Origin of the sequence: Dolosigranulum pigrum ATCC 51524 (assembly GCF_000245815.1) — a bacterium.
Taxonomy (GTDB): Bacteria; Bacillota; Bacilli; order Lactobacillales; family Carnobacteriaceae_A; genus Dolosigranulum; species Dolosigranulum pigrum.
Map to the genome: position 1 here is coordinate 990,073 of NZ_JH601103.1, position 21,290 is coordinate 1,011,362.

Annotated in this window: 18 protein-coding genes and 3 pseudogenes; 15 read left to right on the forward strand and 6 right to left on the reverse strand. The window is 35.9% G+C overall.

What is annotated here, in order from left to right; translation table 11 throughout:
• Positions 1 to 175 precede the first annotated feature (175 nt).
• Both tnpC and tnpB read right to left on the reverse strand, forming a co-directional pair.
• Complete coding sequence (gene tnpC / locus HMPREF9703_RS04545) at positions 176 to 1,741, reverse strand: IS66 family transposase (protein ID WP_004635984.1); 1,566 nt, start codon at positions 1,739 to 1,741, stop codon at positions 176 to 178.
• Between the two features lie 59 nt (positions 1,742 to 1,800).
• Complete coding sequence (gene tnpB / locus HMPREF9703_RS04550) at positions 1,801 to 2,151, reverse strand: IS66 family insertion sequence element accessory protein TnpB (RefSeq protein ID WP_004635986.1); 351 nt, start codon at positions 2,149 to 2,151, stop codon at positions 1,801 to 1,803.
• Between the two features lie 471 nt (positions 2,152 to 2,622).
• On the opposite strand from tnpB, the gene HMPREF9703_RS04555 reads away from it, so the two are divergent.
• The 4 genes from HMPREF9703_RS04555 to HMPREF9703_RS04570 all read left to right on the forward strand — a co-directional run bounded on the left by HMPREF9703_RS04555 (position 2,623) and on the right by HMPREF9703_RS04570 (position 6,506).
• Positions 2,623 to 2,847 carry a helix-turn-helix domain-containing protein gene (locus HMPREF9703_RS04555; RefSeq protein ID WP_004635990.1) on the forward strand — a complete coding sequence of 75 codons (225 nt, stop codon included), beginning with the start codon at positions 2,623 to 2,625 and terminating at the stop codon, positions 2,845 to 2,847.
• Positions 2,840 to 3,715 carry a GIY-YIG nuclease family protein gene (locus tag HMPREF9703_RS04560; RefSeq protein WP_004635991.1) on the forward strand — a complete coding sequence of 292 codons (876 nt, stop codon included), beginning with the start codon at positions 2,840 to 2,842 and terminating at the stop codon, positions 3,713 to 3,715. Before HMPREF9703_RS04555 ends, HMPREF9703_RS04560 begins: the two co-directional genes overlap by 8 nt.
• 193 nt (positions 3,716 to 3,908) lie before the next feature.
• Positions 3,909 to 5,312, forward strand: coding sequence for a helix-turn-helix domain-containing protein (locus tag HMPREF9703_RS04565; protein WP_004635993.1), 1,404 nt, complete (start codon positions 3,909 to 3,911; stop codon positions 5,310 to 5,312).
• Between the two features lie 6 nt (positions 5,313 to 5,318).
• On the forward strand, positions 5,319 to 6,506 hold the full coding sequence (locus HMPREF9703_RS04570; protein ID WP_004635995.1) for a TRM11 family methyltransferase: 1,188 nt from the start codon (positions 5,319 to 5,321) through the stop codon (positions 6,504 to 6,506).
• Positions 6,507 to 6,580: 74 nt separating this feature from the next.
• Here HMPREF9703_RS04570 and HMPREF9703_RS04575 read toward each other — a convergent pair whose 3' ends face one another.
• Genes HMPREF9703_RS04575 through HMPREF9703_RS04585 form a run of 3 tightly spaced genes read right to left on the reverse strand, consistent with a single transcriptional unit; the run spans position 6,581 to position 8,745 of the window.
• Positions 6,581 to 7,003, reverse strand: a complete 423-nt coding sequence (locus tag HMPREF9703_RS04575; protein ID WP_004635997.1) for an ASCH domain-containing protein — start codon at positions 7,001 to 7,003, stop codon at positions 6,581 to 6,583.
• An 8-nt stretch (positions 7,004 to 7,011) separates the two neighbouring features.
• Positions 7,012 to 8,502 carry an HNH endonuclease gene (locus HMPREF9703_RS04580; protein WP_004635999.1) on the reverse strand — a complete coding sequence of 497 codons (1,491 nt, stop codon included), beginning with the start codon at positions 8,500 to 8,502 and terminating at the stop codon, positions 7,012 to 7,014.
• A 24-nt stretch (positions 8,503 to 8,526) separates the two neighbouring features.
• A complete protein-coding gene (locus HMPREF9703_RS04585; protein ID WP_004636000.1) occupies positions 8,527 to 8,745 on the reverse strand; it encodes a helix-turn-helix domain-containing protein in 219 nt (72 codons plus the stop codon).
• A 182-nt stretch (positions 8,746 to 8,927) separates the two neighbouring features.
• On the opposite strand from HMPREF9703_RS04585, the gene HMPREF9703_RS04590 reads away from it, so the two are divergent.
• The 8 genes and pseudogenes from HMPREF9703_RS04590 (at position 8,928) to HMPREF9703_RS04620 (ending at position 13,656) form a co-directional block, all read left to right on the forward strand.
• Positions 8,928 to 9,230: a hypothetical protein gene (locus HMPREF9703_RS04590; RefSeq protein ID WP_004636002.1), complete on the forward strand. Its 303-nt coding sequence runs from the start codon at positions 8,928 to 8,930 to the stop codon at positions 9,228 to 9,230.
• A gap of 181 nt (positions 9,231 to 9,411) precedes the next feature.
• Positions 9,412 to 9,792 carry a helix-turn-helix domain-containing protein gene (locus HMPREF9703_RS08955; RefSeq protein WP_256998290.1) on the forward strand — a complete coding sequence of 127 codons (381 nt, stop codon included), beginning with the start codon at positions 9,412 to 9,414 and terminating at the stop codon, positions 9,790 to 9,792.
• A gap of 243 nt (positions 9,793 to 10,035) precedes the next feature.
• Positions 10,036 to 10,943, forward strand: a pseudogene (locus HMPREF9703_RS04600) (ABC transporter ATP-binding protein).
• Position 10,944: 1 nt separating this feature from the next.
• The gene (locus HMPREF9703_RS04605) at positions 10,945 to 11,691 is read left to right on the forward strand and encodes an ABC transporter permease (RefSeq protein WP_004636009.1); all 747 of its coding nucleotides are present in this window, start codon (positions 10,945 to 10,947) and stop codon (positions 11,689 to 11,691) included.
• A gap of 1 nt (position 11,692) precedes the next feature.
• Positions 11,693 to 12,427 (forward strand): ABC transporter permease, encoded by a 735-nt coding sequence (locus tag HMPREF9703_RS04610; RefSeq protein ID WP_004636011.1) that lies wholly within the window; start codon positions 11,693 to 11,695, stop codon positions 12,425 to 12,427.
• 113 nt (positions 12,428 to 12,540) lie between these two features.
• Positions 12,541 to 12,621: pseudogene (locus tag HMPREF9703_RS09225) on the forward strand (transcriptional regulator); the annotation flags it as partial.
• 18 nt (positions 12,622 to 12,639) lie between these two features.
• Positions 12,640 to 12,900, forward strand: a pseudogene (locus HMPREF9703_RS09230) (recombinase family protein); the annotation flags it as partial.
• Between the two features lie 150 nt (positions 12,901 to 13,050).
• Positions 13,051 to 13,656, forward strand: coding sequence for a nitroreductase family protein (locus HMPREF9703_RS04620; RefSeq protein ID WP_004636016.1), 606 nt, complete (start codon positions 13,051 to 13,053; stop codon positions 13,654 to 13,656).
• A 63-nt stretch (positions 13,657 to 13,719) separates the two neighbouring features.
• On the opposite strand, the gene mnmM is transcribed toward HMPREF9703_RS04620, so the two are convergent.
• Positions 13,720 to 14,283: a tRNA 5-(aminomethyl)-2-thiouridylate-methyltransferase MnmM gene (gene mnmM / locus HMPREF9703_RS04625; protein WP_004636017.1), complete on the reverse strand. Its 564-nt coding sequence runs from the start codon at positions 14,281 to 14,283 to the stop codon at positions 13,720 to 13,722.
• 204 nt (positions 14,284 to 14,487) lie between these two features.
• Here mnmM and HMPREF9703_RS08610 point away from each other — a divergent pair, with 204 nt between their 5' ends.
• From HMPREF9703_RS08610 to HMPREF9703_RS04640, 3 genes are all read left to right on the forward strand, one after another.
• A complete protein-coding gene (locus HMPREF9703_RS08610) occupies positions 14,488 to 16,725 on the forward strand; it encodes a LysM peptidoglycan-binding domain-containing protein (protein ID WP_004636020.1) in 2,238 nt (745 codons plus the stop codon).
• 299 nt (positions 16,726 to 17,024) lie between these two features.
• Positions 17,025 to 19,442, forward strand: a complete 2,418-nt coding sequence (gene leuS, locus HMPREF9703_RS04635; protein ID WP_004636021.1) for a leucine--tRNA ligase — start codon at positions 17,025 to 17,027, stop codon at positions 19,440 to 19,442.
• Between the two features lie 160 nt (positions 19,443 to 19,602).
• Positions 19,603 to 21,267, forward strand: coding sequence for a putative polysaccharide biosynthesis protein (locus HMPREF9703_RS04640; RefSeq protein WP_004636024.1), 1,665 nt, complete (start codon positions 19,603 to 19,605; stop codon positions 21,265 to 21,267).
• Positions 21,268 to 21,290: the final 23 nt, after the last annotated feature.

Below are 21,290 nucleotides of genomic sequence, written 5' to 3' on the forward strand. Positions count from 1 at the left end.
TTAATGGCTAGTCTCCTACTCGATTTTGGGGAGAGGTCAAAGTGATGGATTTTGGGTGTGTTTTAATAAGAAGAAGGAAATTAAGCGAATTGAAGGTAAGCGCCCATGATTTAAGCGTATAGAAAAAGCCGATTCTATTCTGATATAATGACTATCAGATGGAATCGGCTTTTGTTTATACGTCTGACAAAAGTGGTTTACACTGTTTTTGTGGGAGACAAGCCCATGGCAAATAAGCCTCAATACTCTCATGATTGAGAATAGGGAGATTAGCTAACTTGTCGATTAAAAACTCCAGATATTTTCGCGGATCCAAACCATTTGCTAGAGCTGTTTGGATGACCGTTAAGAAATACCCATTTGCTATCGCTCCTTTGATGCTCTGGGAAAACAACCAATTTTTGCGTCCCAAAGCGGGTATTCTCATAGCTCGCTCAGCGGAATTGTTACTAATGCTCAACCCAGCATGATCGAGTAATAAATACAAACTCGGAAGCATCTTACGGGCATAGATAATGCCCTTGCCTAGTTTAGCCTTCGTTAGATACTGATGATGGTCTAACCATTCGGTGAATTCATCAAGCAGTGGCTTTAAGTGAGTACGATGGTAATCTAGCAGCTGCTTACCATTCAGTTGCTTCTGTTTAATCAGTTCTTCAACTTTGAACAGTTTATTGCAGAAATTAACGCCATTTACTGCTTCGCTGGTTGTATGCTTCGTATGAGAGGCATCCGTGAACTTCCGACGGATATGAGCCAAACAATGAACTTGGGTCAGTCTCGGCATGTTATATCCGGAGTAGCCATCACAATGCAGAAACCCTTTAAAGTAATCTAAGTAGGTTTTGACTACTTCTCGCGCACGTGACTCGCTAAAAAGATAGCGAATAATCGGCTGCTCATGATCTTTTCCTGTACGAAACAGCCACAGATAGTTCGTTTGGTTGTCACTTTCTAATGCTTTGACGGTTGTTTCATCTGCATGGAGAATAGACTCGTTCGTAAGGTGTTTATCAAATAACTCAATCACCGGCTGAAGATATCGTTCAGCGATTGAAATGAGCCATTTTGACATCAATTCTCGATCAAGTACGACGTCCAACCGATGCCAAGATTTTTCTTGACGATAGAAGGGTACATACAGACAAAATTTTTGGTAAGCTATCTCGGCTAATAACGATGGTGATGCGTAACTGTGTAAAATAGGTTTCTTGGGTACCGATGATTTTTTCAATACGTCTCCACCAGTCGTTGGATGAACACAATGGACACATTTGCGTATCGTTCCCACATGAGACACTACCTCAAGGCGTGCTGGATGATAAACAAGTTGGTTTTGTCCAGCTGTGTGACCAATCACTTTCAACGCTTCACCACAGAATTTGCATAGTTTGTCGTCAGCTGCGAAATCATGATAAATAGTTTGCTTGGGAAGTAATTGGACTGATTCTTTGAATCCCCTTTTCGGAGAAACCGATCGCTTATGCTTTGGAACTATTATTTTTTTGACTGCGTCAATAGGTGGGGTAGTTGCCTTGACTTCGAATAAATTCATTTGCCCTTTGGCAATTTTATCCTTTTTTTTACCAAAAACTAGTCGTTGTAAATAATTCACTTGTTCTTGTGCCTCCGTCAATGCTTCTTGTAATTCCAAAATGGTATTGGCTTGTTGCTGATTGATATGCAATACTTCTTTCAATTGCTTCTGTAATTGTTCAACCAATAATCTCAATTCTTCCATGATAGCTCACCTCCTTATCACATCATTATAACATAATAAGTTAGAAAATCATCAATTATTTAAAATATAGAGCCAGTTTTTGCTGGATTTATTGATGGAAATGAACTAAATCCGGTCAATAATAAATGGAAGGCCTCGGGGGATAATTCTTTTAGCTCTTTACTGGTTCGGGGCCATTGGAATACCCCATTCTCAAGTCGTTTATACAATAGATAAAATCCATCGGCATCCCAATACAAGGCTTTAAATCGATCGCGACTAGACCCACAGAACAAGAACAAAGCGGATGAAAAGGGATCATAATCATAGTCAGATCGGATGATTTCAGCTAATCCGTCAATTCCTTTTCTTAAATTGGTCTTTCCGCATACAATATAAATGTGATCGGCTACTTCGTAATCAATAATCACGTTCATTCACCGCCTTTAATAGAATACTTAACTGATCTAAGGAGATACAGTCATATACCATAAGGGACAACCCACGTGTTTTGATACTCATAATTTGAGTGGAGTTAAGTTTTTCGGAGTGAGTCTTTGGCTGTGTTACTTTGATAATTTCTGTTTTTGACATACAAACAATCCTCTCAATAGTTTTGCCTTACATTAACTATTTTAGAGGATTATTTGAGGTAAAACTAGTCGCCTAAATCATGGGCGCTTACAATTGAAGTCACCACTAAAAATGTAGTTTTGCTTTAAGGGTTCAACGGTTTAGCAAAAGGAATACTATTTTTGTGATTTGAAAGTTAATTCATTGGAAATGAATATTCGAACATTATTTTGAAAAGTCGAAAATTAAGGTGTGATCACAATACAATAAGTGTTATAATAAAATCAATGTATAGGTTTTAGATATGTCATAAAAAGCGAGGTTAGAATATGGCAGTTAATTATAAAGGTTTATGGAAAATGTTAATTGATAAGGAGATATCAAAAACTGACTTGCGTCAGTTAACTGGAGTTGCACCAAGCACCTTTTCAAAAATGTCTAACAATGAATATGTATCAATGGATGTTTTAGTGCGTATATGTAAGACACTAAAATGTCAAATCAGTGATATTGTTCAAGTGGAATTTGAGGAGGTAGATAAAAATAATGAATAGACGTGGAAGAAACTTAAAAATATTTTTAATGGATGGTTCTGCTAGTGGACGTTGGATGTGTGAACTTTCCAACTGGACTGGTAAGGCATATAAAATACCTCGCACCAGTTACAAAAAATCTATAGATAGAGGAGATCTTCGAAATCCTTCTGTTTATTTTCTTTTTGGATACGATGATGAAAATGGTAAACCTCTTGTTTATATCGGTGAGACTGAAGATGCTATACAGCGTTTAGGCGAACACATAAAAAATGAGAAGAAAGACTATTGGGTTGAGGCTATTGTATTTATTAGTAAAGATGATCATTTAAATAAGGCCCATATTAAGTATCTTGAAAGCAGGTTTTATGAAATTGCTAGAGATATAGATAGATATGAAGTTATGAATTCGACACCACCTAAAAGATCAACAGTTTCGGAGGCAGAACAAAGTGAAATGGAAGAATTTATAGATAATGTCAAACTAGTTGTATCAGCATTAGGGCACAAAGTTTTTGAACCGCTTATACCTGTAATAGAAACAGTTCAGGTTGTTGATGATGAGGCTATTAGTGATTATCTATATTTAAAGACTAATAAAGGTTTATCTGCAACAGGATTAGTTGCTCCAGATGGTTTTATCGTTTTAAGAGATTCAACGATTAACAATTCATTTTCCGAGAAATCATTATCAGAAAATATTATAAAGCTAAGAAAACAGTATTTAAATGATGGTACTGTTGTTAACAATGTATTTATGAAAGATACGCTATTTTCCAGCCCATCTGCTGCTGCAAACTTTATATATGGTTACAGTGCTAGTGGGCCAAGGTCATGGAAAAATAGTCAGGGCAAATCTTTAAAAGAACTTAATGAGCAAGGTAATTAGATAATGGGAAATAATAAGCAAGAAAAAACACTTTTAAATCTCAGAATTACAATGTTTTGAGATTTCTTTATGTGTAAGAAACGAATTGGTTATTTGAATGAGTTTTTAACCAAAATGTTCTTATTTACTACATGTTGATAAGTAGTATAGAATATGTTATAATTTAGAAGATAAATTGAATAGAGGTGGATTTATGGTTGACTATAATATCATTAAAGAAGAAAGAATAAAGAAAAATTTAACAGTGACAGACCTAGCTAATTTATGTAGCGTAAGTGCTTCATATATAACAAAAATTGAGAAAGGGAATGTTAAAATAACTGACTCAATGCAAAATAAATTAGCAGAAGTATTGAATTTAAAAAAAGGTTTAAGATTTGAATTTAAAGCAAATGACGCTACTTTTTTAAATAACAAAATAAACTCTGTACATAGATGGTATCCATATATTGAAGGATTTTCACAAGGATTTGTAGATGAAATCCTTGATAAATACAATTCCAACGTTGTTGTATATGACCCCTTTAATGGCAGCGGTACAACTTCTTTGACATGTGCATACAGAGGAGTTAAACCCATAGCTTCTGAAATCAACCCTTTAATGAGGTTTATTGCTAACACTAAGGTGAATACGGTTCGAAATATTTATGTTGGAAATAAATTATCTAAACTTATAAATGAAGTTGAATTAATGAATAGCTATCAATTTGAAGAAGACATTGATGTATGGCAATACATGAATGACTGTTACAAAGGAATGGATTTTTTTAATGATTATGTTATAAAGCAAATAGCAAACATAAAGAAATTTATTAAAAAAATTGATGATGATGATATTTTGAATCTATTTAAACTTGCGTTGGCTTCAATTACTGTTGAGTCGTCTAATATGATTCGATCTGTTGATTTACGAAGAAAAAAGCCAAATGAACTAAATAGAATTCCAAAAGATGTTAAGAAACGATTTTGTGATCAGTTAGGGTTTATCGTTAATGATATTGTGAATAACAATGATAGAGACATTGCTGAATTAAAGTTTATCAATGATAATGCGAAGATTTTAAACTCAGAACATTATAATACGGTCGATGTAATAATAACATCTCCGCCATACGTAAATGGGACAAATTATTTTAGAAATACAAAACTAGAATTATGGGTTCTTGATTATATTAGCAGCAATAAAGATTTAGGAGAGTTAAGAACAAAAGCAATTACTGCAGGGATTAACAATGTATCAAGTCGAATAATTATAGAAAATACGTTTGATTCTATAGAGAATGTTGTATCAGAGCTTGACGAAGTATCGCCAGATAAGAGAATCCCTAAGTTGATTCGCGCTTACTTTAGTGATATGTACAAGGTGTTTGGTAATTTCAATAGAATTTTGAAAAATGGGGGAAAAATATACTTCGATATTGGAGACTCCCAGTATTATGGTGTTCATATTCCAGTATTTCAATTTATAACTGAAATTGCACAAATGAATGGATTTGTATTAGACCATCAAGAAGTATTAAGAAACAGAAAATCAAAAAATGGGATGACGCTGAGTCAAGAACTGTTAATATTCAAGAAAAAAATTGAGGTGAATTAATGAATAATGAATATAGATGAGTACAAAAAAGAAGCAGAGCGGTTTATGAATGGCTTACCGTATATGGTAAGCCCTTATAATAAGAGAAGTTGGGGAAACAGTTGGCACTCACTTTGCTCTTATCATGGCAAGCTAAAACCAGCGATTGCACATTGGCTAATAAAGAGTTTTACAAAGTCTGGGGAAACGGTTTTAGACCCACTATCTGGGGTGGGAACTATTCCTTTTGAAGCATGTTTACAAGGAAGGATTGGAATTGGTAATGATTTGAGTAGACTAGCTTATGTTGTATCAAAGGCGAAGTTAAATTACTGTGATAAGGAAGAATTAGAAGACGTAATAACTGATTTAGACAATTATATTTCTAGTAATATTGAACTATTTAAGGGCGATTTACCTTACTCAGATTTTGGGTTTAATAAAACTGTACCGGAGTATTTCCACGAGTCAACCTACAAAGAAATACTATTGGCAAGAGAGTACTTTATGAATAAAAAAGATTATACAGCTGCTGAAAGCATTGTAATGTCATCACTGCTTCATGTTCTACATGGAAATAGACCATATGCTCTATCTAGAAACTCACATCCTTTAACACCCTATGCTCCCAAAGGAGATTTTATTTATAAAAATGTTGTAGAGCACATTAGAAATAAAATTGATCTTGTTTACGCGTCAATTGAATATAATAATAATGGTCAGCTGGATTTGTTTGAACATAATGAAAATGAGTGGTCTCAATACGTACAAGGGGAAATGATTTATGGAGATGTTTTTAAACTTCATGAAAATTTAGATGTAAAAGTTGATAATATCATAACCTCTCCACCTTTTGTGGCTTCAATAAGATTTTATACCCAAAACTGGATGCGATTATGGCTTGCTGGATGGGAGCCAGATGACTTTAAAGTTGCAGAAAAGACTTTTCTAGAATCTAGGCAAAAGAAAAGTCTTGATATATATGATGAATTTTTCAGTATTTGTTCAGACGTGTTAAATGAATCTGGGAAAATGATCCTGCATCTTGGGAAATCTAAGAATTGCGATATGGCTGAAGAACTATCGATAATTGCTGCTCCTTATTTTAATGTAATATTTAAGGGCGATGAAGATGTATCAAAAATAGAAAAACATGGGATCAAAGATAAAGGTGCTACAACTCATCATCAGTTTTTATTTTTAATGAAAAAGTAAGTATGAAAATAACCCTGGTTCAACGATCGATTGAATCAGGGTTTAATTATTTATTTTCCCACTCTCAGATTTTATTAATATTGTTGCTTTGTTTCAAGTGCTTTACTTCCTTTATAAGTCCAGAGTCCAAGCATTCCCTTAGTGGGTATTGATGGCTCAATAGATATTACATTTCTTAGAATCCAAGCAAATCTGCCACTTGAGTAATTTCCAAGTTTTATTTCTTTATCAGATAGTGTATCCCTAATTTTCTCTGTAGGTATACAGTCAACTAGTTCACAGATAGCAATTATCCGCCCTTTAGGAATATCATTTATTGAATAATTCTCTAGTAGTAGTTGATAAAACGGATCATTAAAAACGGTTTTATCAACTTTCAAACCGGCATGTATTGCTAACTTACCCCTATAATTTGTATTCCAAGACCTTGTTTCTATTTTTTTGTCTTCTTGGAGTATCAGAGTAGCCCAAGGTTGAATTAAAGTGATTGTTTTCATGATATCACCTAGTCTATAGTTATTGAAGTTGGGTATTTTCCAGTTTTTGAGTAATACTCATTAACTAGATTGATATTAGAATCTATGACTCGTTGCAGAGAGGCGTAGATTTTGTCTGCTGTAAGACGCTCATCTCTAATCTTTTGATATTCTTTACACATTAAGAATACATCAAAGAACCATTCAATATTATCTCGTAAAAGTTTTACAACTACTGAATTAGCTGATTTTGAATGTAGGATTTCGTCACCTAGTCCAGTAATACTACTGAGTCGTTTAAGTTCATCTTCGGTATAATAATCGATAGGGAAATGATCCCTTTTCTGAGAATTATGGTTAGCACAAAGACAGGTTGCAGATTCATCTAATCTGTATAAAAAAGCTAATGGCATAGTATGATCTAGATGCATCTCATCTAAAGCCAGTTTTTTACCACATTTAAAACATCTCTGACCAAATTTACTCCATATATGTTCAGAAAATTCTTTCTTTGTTTTTTTCCTAAACTCGTGATGAACAAGTTCCTTGTCAAGCAAATAGTTAACCAAAACTTCTGTTGCCCGTCTTCTTAAACTATCTTCTCTAAATTGCTGTGAATTTCTCATTGGATTTAATGCTGCATTGACGAAAAATTTCTTGCAAGCTGTACACTCTAGTTGATGACCATAATAACTTTTTACTCTTTTATCATCATTCATTATATAAGAGTTTTCAAGGATATTTTCGGTAAGGTCATCATAATTATCTATCTTATAACTCATAAATGGTGGATGCGTACATGGAGCTTTCTTTTTACAATGGAGCGAAAAGCTAAGTGTATTAACTTCATTATGAATATTTATAGGTAAATATCTGGCACATCGGTTACAACCTTTCAGAACTACTTCAGGCCCAGGCTCAAAATCTTCAGGAGAACTAATCAGATATTCAGTAAAAGGTAACAGTGTGTTTAGATAATAAATATGTGGAACATGCGTTGATGTTTTCTGTTGAAAATAGCGATATGCATCAATAGACTTATAGTATTCAAAGTTGACAACGTCAAAATCAAATCCAATAAAGTGCAGTTTTGAACCTACAGTAGTAATGATCTCCATTGTTAGGTATACATCATGTAATTCGTCACCAACATCAAGGCTGATCTCTTTATGAAAACCGATAGGGTTCCAGTCATTTGAGATAGTAGGCTTTGAAATATCTTTTTCAAATTTTAGTGTTTTTCCATCAAGCTCATATTCTAGTACAAATCTTATTTTTGCCTTAGATTCAGTATAAACATAACCACCAAAAGCTATCATTCCAAGGTTAGATTCGAATAGCTCTACAAGTCGAAGGTTATCTCTAAAAAATTTAAACTGTACTGTTTCAGTATTAGTGACGAGTGCTTCAGAGTCAAGGATTATGCACTCTCCGCCAGTTTTTTCTCCAGATACTTTATAACCACTTCTTCTTGTCACAGCCCGACGTTGGTAAGTTCTAAAGTCTTTCTTTTTAATCATAATAACACCTCCGGAAGATTCATTTTAGATATTACTGAAAAACTGCTCTAAGTTTACATCAAAAGCACTTATGATTCGGTAGAGGTTAAATGCAGAAATAGATTTTTCTCCTCTTTCGATAGCACCTATGTAAGTTCGATTAATCCCTACTATTTCACCAAATTCTTCTTGGCTCATATTCAGGTCATGCCTTAATTTACTTATTTCAAGACCTAGCAACTTATTGAATGTTATTTTATCCATTACTGACACCTCTTGGGGATATTTTAACACGCGATAATATCTCTTTACTACACTCTAAAGATAGCAATAAAGAGATAATATAGACTGTCATTAGGTACAGGAAATTGATCAATAGTATGATATAATATTCACATTAGAGATATTATGGAAATTGATGAAAAAGTATAATAGGAGATTTGCCTATGGGGAAACTAAACTCTTTTAGAGATGTCGTACAAGACTTATTTTATAATGAAATATTTGAGGAGCTATCATCTCATGTAGAAGAGAATCCTTCTGAGATAGACTGCAGCTCCTACGATGTAGAATGCTCAGATGAAGCCTCTTTAGATTTTTTTGAAGTGAAAAGAGTGAATATTAAGAGAGCACCGGATGATCGACTAGATTTTGATGTGATAGTATCAGCTGATCTAGTTATCGGGGAGACGGTAAAAAGAAATAGAGAAACTGATGGAGTGGAGCAGTGGTTCAGCAGTTCTAAATGATAGGATAAGCAATTTTGCCGTACAAGGTATAAACGTTTACAACAAATATAATACCGGTAAAGAAAATAACCTATCGGAATTGTACTGACCCCCAAAAGTTAGAGTAAATTATTCTAATTTTCGGGGGTTCATTTATGTCCAAAACATATTCATACCAGTTTAAATTAAATATTGTCCAAGCATATCTCAAAAGAAGAAATATACTTTACGTTTCAAGCTCAATGTATTAAAATTTAAGCTAGAGACTGGCGCTTCCTATAAAGAGACGGCTAACGCCTTTGGCATAGGCGAACCCTCTATTATAGCGAATTGGAAACGGCCATTTATGGAAGGAGGCGCACAACGTCTAAATAAGCCGATAGGGAGGCCACCCAAAATGCCTAAATCATCACGTTCGTCTAACCAGAAAACAACACAGCCAAAGCAAAAAACAGATCAAGTAGCTCGTGAGAATGCACAATTACGAGAAGAAAATACTTTACTAAAGATTGAGTTAGCCTACTTAAAAAAGTTGAGAGAGCGGGGATTGAGCGACCCTCGCGAAGACAACAATCAAGGATAGCCTTTGAGTTAACTGAAGATTACTTTCGCTTAAAAGATGTCTTAACGGTTATTGTTTTACCAGCATCAACGTATCACTATTACATGGCCCAAAAAGCAAATGACCAGAAAGATCATCCGCTTGAACAGCTTATGAAAACAAATATTAATTATCAAAATTTCATCAAATCAAATGTATAAACTTTTAATTTGATGAAATAAATGAAATTTTCTCTGGAGAGAGTGTAGTGGAGGAACTATATACATGGAAAACATAATTGAATTACATAACCTAACAAAGGTTTATAACGACGTAACAACAGTAAAATTAGAAAAATTACAGTTAAAAGTGGTGAAATATATGGCTTTCTAGGACCAAATGGAGCAGGAAAAACTACGACAATGAAAATGATTTTATCATTGATTGAACCAACTACGGGAAAAATCCTAGTAAATGGGAGAGATGTAAAGAAAAATAAAGATTACCTTAGTCAAGTTGGTTCAATGATTGAAGAACCATCTTATTATCCCAATTTAACTGGGTACGAAAATCTATTAGTATTTCAAAAAATGATTGGTTTTAGTGAAGGTAATATTTGGCCAACTTTAGAATTAGTAGGACTAACTGAAGAAAAAAATAGAAAGAAATTGGTTAGGGATTATTCTTTGGGGATGAAACAACGACTTGCATTAGCATTTGCGTTAGTTAAAGAACCAAAAATTTTACTTTTAGATGAACCAACAAATGGGCTCGATCCATCCGGCATTCATGAAATTCGTGAATTAATTGTTAGACTGGCAAAAGTAAAAGGGCTAACAGTATTTATTTCCAGTCACATCCTAACAGAAATAGAACATATAGCTGATAGGGTAGGAATTATAAACAAAGGCCATCTTGTTTATGAGGGAAAAATAGAAAGTATAAAATCTAGTAATTGGATAGAAATAGGTGGAAATTTCTATCAAAATAATATTGTTCAAAGTTTACTTGATTTTGGTGGTTTAGAAATATTGGAAGTTTCAAGGAATCAAATTAAACTGAAAAATATTGATGATGAAAAATTAGCAGATGTCGTGAGCTATTTGGCTACAAATGGTTATCGTATTTTCCGAGTAGTCCGAGCAAGTGAGAGTCTTGAAGAGATTTTCCTTTCATTAACGAAGGAGGCTTAAAATGATAAAAGCAATACAAATTGAATTGTTAAAAAGCAAGAGAACAAAATCCTTCTTTATAGTGAGCATTTTATTGATGATTGCTACAATTTGGAATATCCTTACTTTTTCAGCAGCAATTAAGCACCCAGAATTGAAGGTAACAGGAACACTTTTTAGCAATCAAAATGTCAACCTTTTCATGCTACCAATTGCGGTTTGTATCTTTGCTTCAAGAATTGTTGGAAATGAGCATGCAGGACAAACTTTTAAGTTACAGGTCGCAAATGGACAACAAATGTTGACTATCTTTAATCATAAATTTTTATTTATGATGCTTTTGTTTAGTGTATTGTCAATATTAGAAGTTGGAGTTATTAGTTTTTTTGGAATTCAGGCAGGCATTTCTATTCCTTTTACTGCTGTGAGTGTTCAGATAATCGGACAGCTTCTTGCAATATTTTCTTTAATCTGTCTTTACCTAACTTTGGCTATGATTATTGAGAAGCAGGGAATTTTATTGGCACTAGGATTGCTGGGCGGATTTATCAGTATTGTATTGAATCCTGCTAGTGATAGTTTTGTAAGTCTCCTAAATCCTCTCACGGGCTCAGGCAGTCTGGCTCCATATAAATATCAATTTATTAAAAAAGGATTATCTGATTATATTTTCGATAATCAGATATTTATGAAAATGATAATTTATGTCGTTCAGTGTTTTATATTATACGGTCTAGCTCGTATTATTTTAAGAAGGAAAGGAAATTAATATGGGAAATTATTTCTTAGCAGAATGGAAAAAAACTCGTAAAATCCAAATTATTTTAATTGGAATTACCTTTCTACTTTTTGCAAGTTTCATTGGATTAGGAATTTATTTTGCTAATCGAGAAGTATTGAAAGAAGGTACACAATCATTGGTTTTATGGGGGCAGCTAACCTTTTATAATAGTTCACTTTTGTTTCCACCGATGTTGGCTATTCTCACAGCAATTTTACTTATTCCTGAATTTGAAAGAAAAAACATTGAGTTTTTAAAAGCAAATCAAGTTTCAATGGGAAAACTATATTGTGGGAAATTGGTTAGTATTTGCATACTTCTTTTGTGTATCCAATTGTTCTTATTCTTTATTTTTATTGTTTCATCAAAAATTGATGGAATTGTATTGGATTTTAATTTGTTTGTGTATATTAAGTGGGTTTTGCTTTCTATTATAGCTTCATTTTCAATTATTACTCTTCAATCCTATATAACTGTGAAAACAAAAAGTTTTAGTAAAAGTATAGGATGGGCGACTGTAGGAAGCATGCTAAATTTTGTTCTAATCTTTGTTAGTGAAAGACTCACAAAATTCTTCCCTTATTCTCAACCAATGATTGCACTTCGAAGCAGGGCTTTAGCGGATATTTCTTCATCTGATTTGCTTCTCTTTTTAGCAGTGAATGTTACTTACATTGTAGTATTTTCAAGATTAACAATAAGTACCTTAAATTGTAAAAATTAATACAAGATAGATGTTCTAATTAAAAAGAATTACTTATACATCACTTTATACCAGTTTGGCATAAATTCCAAGATTCGTTCAAAACTCGACTATAATTTTTTTAGGAGTGAGCGATGTATAGGCGTATTAGAGATTTGAGAGAAGATTATGATTTTACTCAAGAGTACTTAGCAAAATACCTATCTTGTAGTCAATAGGCATATTCTAGGATTGAAATTTCCTCAGAAAAAGAGTTTCTATCGGAAGAGAAGGTAAATATTGAAACAACATTGAAGTCAGAAGTTGATGTAAAGAAAAGACTAACTGAGTTTAAGCACTTGCTATCTTCGCAAAAAATTCTTACGGAGTTTGATTGTACAGTTTTTGAAAGTATTATTGAGAAAATTATTGTAGGTGGAGTTAATAGCGACGGAGAAATTGATCCTGCAATGTTAACCATAATATTCAAAACAGGTGAAACTCAAAACAAGAATTATATTCTAAAGGAACAGACAACACATATCGAATCTGTAACTGTGTTGACGCGAAAATAAATTTAACTGAAACTTTATAGTTGACATGGAATAATTATGATGGTATTCTACTTACAGAAAGTAAGTTGAAATCAAAAAGGAGAGATATGAATGAGTAAATTTTACGAATTACAACAACAACGACGCTCTATTTATGCATTAGGTGAGAACGTAAGTGCTTCAAAAGAAGAATTGGTGGAGTTAATCCAATCAGTCATTAAAGAATCACCATCAAGCTTTAATGTTCAATCTTCTCGTGCTGTTATCTTATTCGGCGAAGAATCAGATGCATTCTGGCAAGAAATCGCACATGATGCATTGAAAGAGGTCACTCCGGAAGACCAATTCGAGAGTACAAAAGAAAAATTAGACAGTTTTTCTGCAGGAATTGGAACAGTTCTATTCTTCGAAGACCAAGATGATGTAAAAGGATTACAAGAACAATTCCCACTTTATGCGGATAACTTCCCTGTTTGGTCAGAGCATTCTCACGGAATTGCAGCATACTCAGTTTGGACAGCATTAGCTGAACAAGGCATTGGTGCATCACTACAACACTACAACCCACTTGTAGATGAAGCACTTGTTAAAAAATATGATTTACCAGATAGCTGGAAATTACGTGCTCAAATGCCATTCGGATCAATCGAAGGTGAACCAGGCGAAAAAGAATACATGGATGATGACAAGCGCTTTAAAGTATTTGGCAACAAATAATTAAATAAATAAAAATGTGGCGTCGAGGAAAATTTCTCGACGCCACATTTTTTTATTTAATGGTTATAATTTTTCTGCTGCAATTAAGAATGGTGGTTGGTTAATTTGGTTGAGCGGGCGATAGCAGATAACACTGAAAGCTTGTTGATCTAGTGCTTGAAAGAATGATAATACGTATTCTTTTTCTGCTTGGCCGCCGTCATGTCCATAATAAATCATGACCGTTACGATGCCTCCGGGTTTAATTAATTGTAAACTTTGTTCAAGGGCAGCGATAGTTGTGTCTGGTGTGGTTATAATAGATTTATCAGCACTCGGCAAGTAACCGAGATTAAAGACAATTGCTGAGATCGTTTCATTAGTTGAGATGTGAGCTTGCATCTGCTCGTGGCCAGCTTGAATTAAGGTGACATTGTGGAGACAATCAGCTTGCTTTAGTCGATTTGTGGTTTGTGTGATGGCTTGCTCTTGAATATCAAAGCCATATAAATGACCCTCTCGTCCAATGTGTTGTTTTAAAAACAAACTATCGTGCCCATTACCGATTGTTGCATCGATAACACAATCTCTCGGTTTTAAATGAGTGGCCAGTAAATGATGATTGAAGGCAAGTGGTGACTGTAACATAGTGTGTATCCTCTTTCTTTAATAATGTATCTTTATCCTAACGCATTCATGAGATATCAACAAGATTAAAAATATTACGTTTATGTAACAATTAATACATTTGGGAGAATAGGCTTATCTTAAGGAGATGAACACGATATAATAGAAGTACAGATTTCTAGATAGAGAGCTTCGTAGCGATTATCTTCAGGAGGAAAACGGTATATGAATCTAAGTAAATTTTTACCATTTAAGAAAAAATTAGCGATTTCAACAAGTATTGCGTTAGGAACATTTTTATTAGTACAAGCAGGTCAGACTGCTCAAGCAGAAGAAAACATTAGTGTTGAAGCGGTTGAGGCATTATCGGCACAATATAGTATGACCAAAGCACAAGTTACAGCGGAGAATCAGCAACAACAACTTGCTCAATACAAAGAGCAATTAGTTGCGATGATTGAACAAACTGGTGGTCAAGAATTATTGAACCAACTGCAAGTGGAAAAATTCTCAGTGCAGGAATTGGAATATCTGTTCGATGCCTTTATTGACTACAAAAACACACTTGCGATATCTGCTAATAACACCACTCATTCAAGCACTCAATCAATGGGTGAACAAGCAGCGAGTGAACAAGTTACCGAAAATAATCATGAAGATGGAAATCTTCGACAAGCAGAAACACCCGAAACAGCTGCTGAAGAGCAACTTACATATGAAGGGGAACAATGGATCAATCAGCCAGACATGCCAGCAACTTGGGATGAACTCGTGCAAGGTTCACAAGAAAAGGTAGTGACTGAAGAGCAAGAAGAAAAACATCCTAATGTGATCAAACAAGAAGAAGCGTTAAAAGAATTGGAACGTCAGCGTGACTTAGAACAAGCGGCACAAGCTGAAGTAGATGCTACTCAAAAACCAGAAGTTGTAGAAGAATCAACTGCACAAGAACCAGTATCTGACGCGGTTGAAGCGACAGCAGAGCCTGTTCAGCGTCCACAAACAACTTTCCGTTCGCGCTCAGCATCATTAGATGATGAAGACCAACCTATGATGCCAACATCGCGTTCACGTGCACAACAAGCTGAAGCAACTAATCAAAAACCAACCTTAGAAGAAACCACCTATATTGTTAAAGCTGGCGACACGTTGTCCAAAATTGCTAAGGAACACGAGACCAATATACAAGCTATTGTAAGTCGTAATCGCATCAAAAATCCAAATCATATTCGAGTTGGCCAACGTTTGATTATTGAAAGTAGTGTGATCGAGTTGGACCGTAATCGCCGACAACAAAATCGTTCTGAAGTAAAACCATCTACATCGATGCCTTTTTCAACGAATAATAGTTTTATTAACAGCATTGCTGAGTATGCCCGCCAAATTGCAGCAGAATATAACTTATACGCATCTGTGATGGTTGCTCAAGCAGCGTTAGAGTCTGGTTATGGTAAGAGTGGATTGTCATTGCCACCACACCACAACTTATTCGGAATTAAAGGATCATACAACGGAAATTCAGCAAATTACTTAACGTCTGAGTATTTAAATAATCAGTGGGTTCGCGTGCGTCAGAATTTCCGTAGTTACCCGAATTATGGGGCATCATTACGCGATAATGCGAAGCTCTTGCGAGGGGGCTTAACCTGGAATAATGAATTCTACAAGGGAACATGGGTAGAGAACACTCATTCCTACAAAGATGCGACAAAATGGTTGACTGGTCGCTATGCAACGGATCCAGGATATGCAGGGAAATTAAATCGTATTATCGAGCAATATGATTTAACGCGACTTGATGTGAAGCGTCCAAATAAGACAACACCTTCAACTAGTCAAACAACACCTAACAAGCCAGCTCAAGATAAAACAGTCCAGCCGAATAAACCAGCTGCACCAAAACAGCAAGAATCAAAACCAAATAACACACATACGGTAAAATATGGTGACACGTTGTACCGAATTGCGCTTGATAATAACACAACAATTGCTCGTTTGAAAACTTGGAATAATTTGTCTAGCAATTTAATTGTACCGGGCCAAGTCCTAAAAGTAGCGCCGGAAACAACCCAACAAACACCAGCTAAACCGTCTAGCAGTAAGCCAACGAAACAAATGTCTGTCACAGTGACAGTTCAATCAGGTGATACGCTAGCTAAAATTGGTAACCGTTATGGTGTATCTGTAGCCAATTTAGTGAAATGGAATAACATTTCTAATCCGAACTTAATTTGGGTGGGCCAGAAGTTAACCGTACGCTTGAATGTTGGTCATGTTAAGCCAAGTTCCTCTAAGCTAGCAAAACCTGCAAAACCAAAAGCACCTAGACACTATACTGTTCAGCGGGGCGATTCATTATGGGCGATTGCACAAAAACATAATACAACCATTCCTCAGTTGAAGCAGTTGAATAAATTATCAAGTAATTTAATTCACCCGGGACAACAATTGCGAGTGCGTTAAGATATCATTGCGTTACGAGATACATTATGATAAGATAAAATCAGACTATATTTAGAAGTAGTAGGAACTGTTTATTAACAGAGAGTGCATGGGTGGTGCGAATGCATATTAAACTGACTGAACTCGTCTAAATGAACAAAAAATCGACTCATCTGCGTTAAAGATGAAGAGCGTCACATCCATTTTATGGATGTGGCGGAACATAGGTGGTACCACGACTAATGAATCGTCCTATGAAAAGCTACGAGAGGGTAGTTTTTCATAGGACGATTTTAACTGTTTAAAAGGAGAGAAAGTAAATGAGTTTCAATCATAAATCAATCGAGAAAAAATGGCAACAATTTTGGGAAACGCATGAAACATTCAAAACCGGGGATGATGAACAGAAGGAATATTTTTATGCGTTAGATATGTTCCCTTATCCGTCTGGTCAAGGCTTACACGTCGGACATCCAGAAGGTTATACCGCAACCGACATTATCGCTCGAATGAAGCGAGCGCAAGGGTATAATGTACTGCATCCAATTGGTTGGGATGCGTTTGGACTGCCGGCTGAGCAATATGCCTTAGATACAGGAAATGATCCAGCTGAGTTTACAAATAAAAATATTGACACATTCCGACAACAAATTAAATCGCTCGGATTTAGTTATGATTTTGCACGTGAAGTTAATACAACGGATCCAACATATTATAAATGGACGCAATGGATTTTTAAAAAGTTGTATGAGCATGGCTTAGCTTATCAAGCAGAAGTGGCTGTCAATTGGTGTCCCGCATTAGGTACTGTTTTGGCTAATGAAGAGGTTATTGATGGTAAGTCAGAACGGGGGGGCCACCCAGTTTATCGTAAACCAATGAAGCAATGGATTCTAAAAATCACGGCTTATGCCGATCGCTTGCTGGAAGACTTAGAATTGGTCGATTGGCCTGAGAATATTAAAGAAATGCAACGCAACTGGATTGGGAAGTCAAAAGGGGCTAATGTGACATTCAAAGTAGCTGATTCTGATGAAACATTTGACGTCTTTACGACAAGACCGGATACATTATTTGGGGCAACTTATGCGGTGCTCGCTCCAGAATCTCCTATAGTCAAGGCTATTGTAACTGAGAAACAAGCGGAAGCAGTTGATGGCTACATTAAACAAGCAGCTAAAAAATCTGATTTAGAACGTACGGATTTGAATAAGGATAAATCAGGTGTCTTTACCGGAGCCTATGCAATCAATCCAGTGAGTGGCGAGAAGATGCCAATTTGGGTAGCTGATTATGTATTGGATTCATACGGAACGGGTGCGATTATGTCAGTACCTGCTCATGATGAGCGTGATTTTGAATTTGCTCAGAAATATGATTTGCCAATCGTTCCTGTCATTGAAGGATTTAATGTAGCTGAGGGTGCGTATACCGAAGATGGCTTGCACATCAATTCAGACTTTTTAAATGGATTAAACAATGAAGAAGCGATTAAGAAAATGATTGATTATTTACAAGAACATGAGCTTGGAGAAGAGAAAGTGTCTTACCGTTTGCGTGATTGGTTATTTGCGCGTCAGCGTTTCTGGGGGGAGCCGATTCCAGTGATTCATTGGGAAGATGGAACCACAACGACGGTACCCGAAGAAGACTTACCACTTGAATTACCAAAAACAGATCATATTAAACCATCCGGCACTGGTGAGTCACCACTTGCTAATATTGAAGACTGGGTGAATGTTACTGATCCTGAAACGGGTCTAAAAGGGAAGCGCGATACGAATACAATGCCACAGTGGGCTGGTAGTTCATGGTACTTCTTGCGTTATATTGATCCTCACAATCCAGACCAACTCGCTGATCCAGACCAACTTAAAAAATGGTTGCCGGTTGATTTATACATTGGTGGTGCAGAGCATGCTGTCCTACACTTGTTGTATGCACGTTTCTGGCACAAATTCTTGTATGACTTAGACATTGTTCCGACAAAAGAACCGTTCCAAAAATTGTATAATCAAGGAATGATTCTCGGTGAAGGCAATGAAAAAATGTCGAAATCAAAAGGGAATGTCGTTAACCCGGATGATGTGGTGGAACAATACGGAGCAGATACATTGCGCTTGTACGAGATGTTTATGGGCCCACTGGATGCAGCTATTGCTTGGTCAGAAGAAGGCTTAGAAGGAGCGCGTAAATTCTTGGACCGAGTATGGCGTCTCTACATTAATGAAAACAATCAGTTAAGCGAGAAAATCGTAGAGGAAGCGAATAAAAACTTAGAGGTGGTCTACAATCAGACTGTTCAAAAAGTGACAGAAGATTATGAAGCATTATCTTTCAACACGGCTATCTCACAACTTATGATCTTCATCAATGCGGCGTACAAGGAAGACACCTTGCCACTGGACTACATGAGAGGATTTGTCAAACTTCTCGCGCCAATAGCACCGCACGTTGGAGAAGAATTGTGGCACAAACTAACAGGATCAGAAGACAGTATTTCATATGAAGCTTGGCCAACATATGATGAGAGTAAATTAGTTGAAGATACTGTAGAAGTTGTTTTCCAGATTAATGGAAAAGTTCGTGGTAAACAAACAGCAAGCCGCACCATTTCAAAAGATGACTTGGAAGCACTCGCTTTAAGTGACGATAATATTAAGGCTCACTTAGAAGGTAAAACAGTACGTAAAGTAATTGTTGTTCCAGGGAAGCTAGTTAATATCGTAGCCAACTAATGGATATCCTACCACAGGCAACAGACTGGTCAGATGGGCTAGTCTGTTGTTCGCCTTGTGGTGTAAAAGTTTTATGTGAAATTGATGAATTATGTTGCGCTACACTAGAGAACACAGTAAAATGAAGTACGACAATTTTAAAATAAAAGGATTGAAATGTGTGGATAATTTAGAGCAAGATTTAATTGTAGATGAACAAAATCTCGATGACCAGATGTTGAGTGGTTCAGCTTGGATGACCTTAGGGAGTATGTTGTCGCGAATATTAGGTGCATTGTACATTATTCCGTGGATGGCGATGATGGGAAATATAGATGTTGCGGCGAGTGCGAATGCGCTGTACCAAATTGGCTACGTTCCCTATGCATTTTTCTTAACATTTGCCACAGCAGGAGTGCCTTCAGCCATTTCCAAGAGTGTGAGCAAATATAATGCGATGGGAGAATTTGAAACGTCCAAAGTCATCTATAAACAGGGATTAAAAATTATGTTGATTACAGGAGCTTTATCAGCAGGTATTATGTTTATTTTTGCACCGCTATTAGCTTCAACGGGACCCAGTTCAAATATTGATGATGCGGTATTAGTCATTCGCTCATTGGCACCGGCTCTGCTCATTATTCCGGTCCAAAGTATTACGAGAGGCTTGATTCAAGGACATAATCGGATGAAAGAACCGGCACTCTCACAAGTAGTGGAACAAGTGATTCGGATTGCGTTTATTTTAGGAGCAGTGTACGTTATTCGGATTGTTCTGAAAGCAGATGTTGTTTATGCGGTGGCTTTTTCGACTTTTGCAGCTTTTATCGGAGCGGTTGCGTCATTAGTTTATTTGGGAGTACGCTTAAAATCTATTCCGACCGCATTTAATATGGCACCCGAACAGAGTCATCAACAAGTTAATGTGTCGGCAAATGAGTTAATAATCGAAATTATTAAGACCTCTATTCCATTTATTGTGGTTTCAACGGGTATTATTATTTTCCAATTAATTGATCAACAAACTTATGCACCACTAATGAAATATTTCAATAATACACCAGCAAAAGAGATCGAAATTACGTATGGGATTGTGCAAGGAAATGCGCAAAAGTTGTCGACGATTTTAACTTCTTTTGGAGCAGCACTAGCCATTACGGCAGTCCCTCTTATTAGTAACTTAATGATTAAACATGACTTAAGACAAGTTGGCCGTCAGTTCGGCAAAGCGATCCAATTGCTACTCTTTATTATGTTACCGGCATCGATTGGGATGGCCATCTTAGCGGAGCCAATTTATGTCATTTTCTTCGGCTATAGTGAACTCGGTGTTCATGTAACGGTCTTGTATGCGGTAGTTTCTATTTTTATGGCACTCTATATTTTGCTAGGAAATGTCTTACAATCAGCGAATCAACAGCGTCCAGCAATCTATGCTGTATTTATTGGATTTGGTTTTAAGTTAGTGACCCAACCGTTCTTCATCTTAACGATGGGACCGTTTGGGATGTTAGCATCTACGCTAGTTGGGCTTACCTCAACCTGTTTCTTAATGATTTGGATTATGCGTTTAGCGGTTCATTTTGATGTGAAGCGATTGTTGAAACGTGTCGGCTTACTCATCGGGATTACAGCGATTATGGCGCTGATTGTGTATCTTGGCAAACTTGGTCTAGATAGTTTTCTCAATTATGAATCCCGCATTCAGTCGTTGGCAGCTGTGCTTATCTTGGCAGTAATTGGTGGACTTGTCTATATGGTCTTAACCTTGAAGACGCGTATTGCCGATGATCTTCTCGGTTCAACCGCTGTTAAAATTCGTAATAAATTACATTTGAAACCATAAGCTTAAAAGTGAGTTTTTGTCAA

Bases quoted from the DNA above. Each gene is read 5' to 3' on its own strand.
- HMPREF9703_RS04560 (WP_004635991.1), top strand. From the start codon at position 2,840: ATGAATAGACGTGGAAGAAACTTAAAAATATTTTTAATGGATGGTTCT.
- HMPREF9703_RS04580 (WP_004635999.1), bottom strand. From the start codon at position 8,502: ATGATTAAAAAGAAAGACTTTAGAACTTACCAACGTCGGGCTGTGACA.
- HMPREF9703_RS04585 (WP_004636000.1), bottom strand. From the start codon at position 8,745: ATGGATAAAATAACATTCAATAAGTTGCTAGGTCTTGAAATAAGTAAA.
- HMPREF9703_RS04575 (WP_004635997.1), bottom strand. From the start codon at position 7,003: ATGAAAACAATCACTTTAATTCAACCTTGGGCTACTCTGATACTCCAA.
- HMPREF9703_RS04590 (WP_004636002.1), top strand. From the start codon at position 8,928: ATGGGGAAACTAAACTCTTTTAGAGATGTCGTACAAGACTTATTTTAT.
- HMPREF9703_RS04610 (WP_004636011.1), top strand. From the start codon at position 11,693: ATGGGAAATTATTTCTTAGCAGAATGGAAAAAAACTCGTAAAATCCAA.
- leuS (WP_004636021.1), top strand. From the start codon at position 17,025: ATGAGTTTCAATCATAAATCAATCGAGAAAAAATGGCAACAATTTTGG.
- tnpC (WP_004635984.1), bottom strand. From the start codon at position 1,741: ATGGAAGAATTGAGATTATTGGTTGAACAATTACAGAAGCAATTGAAA.
- HMPREF9703_RS04605 (WP_004636009.1), top strand. From the start codon at position 10,945: ATGATAAAAGCAATACAAATTGAATTGTTAAAAAGCAAGAGAACAAAA.
- HMPREF9703_RS04555 (WP_004635990.1), top strand. From the start codon at position 2,623: ATGGCAGTTAATTATAAAGGTTTATGGAAAATGTTAATTGATAAGGAG.
- mnmM (WP_004636017.1), bottom strand. From the start codon at position 14,283: ATGTTACAGTCACCACTTGCCTTCAATCATCATTTACTGGCCACTCAT.
- HMPREF9703_RS04570 (WP_004635995.1), top strand. From the start codon at position 5,319: ATGAATATAGATGAGTACAAAAAAGAAGCAGAGCGGTTTATGAATGGC.
- HMPREF9703_RS08610 (WP_004636020.1), top strand. From the start codon at position 14,488: ATGAATCTAAGTAAATTTTTACCATTTAAGAAAAAATTAGCGATTTCA.
- HMPREF9703_RS04565 (WP_004635993.1), top strand. From the start codon at position 3,909: ATGGTTGACTATAATATCATTAAAGAAGAAAGAATAAAGAAAAATTTA.
- HMPREF9703_RS04620 (WP_004636016.1), top strand. From the start codon at position 13,051: ATGAGTAAATTTTACGAATTACAACAACAACGACGCTCTATTTATGCA.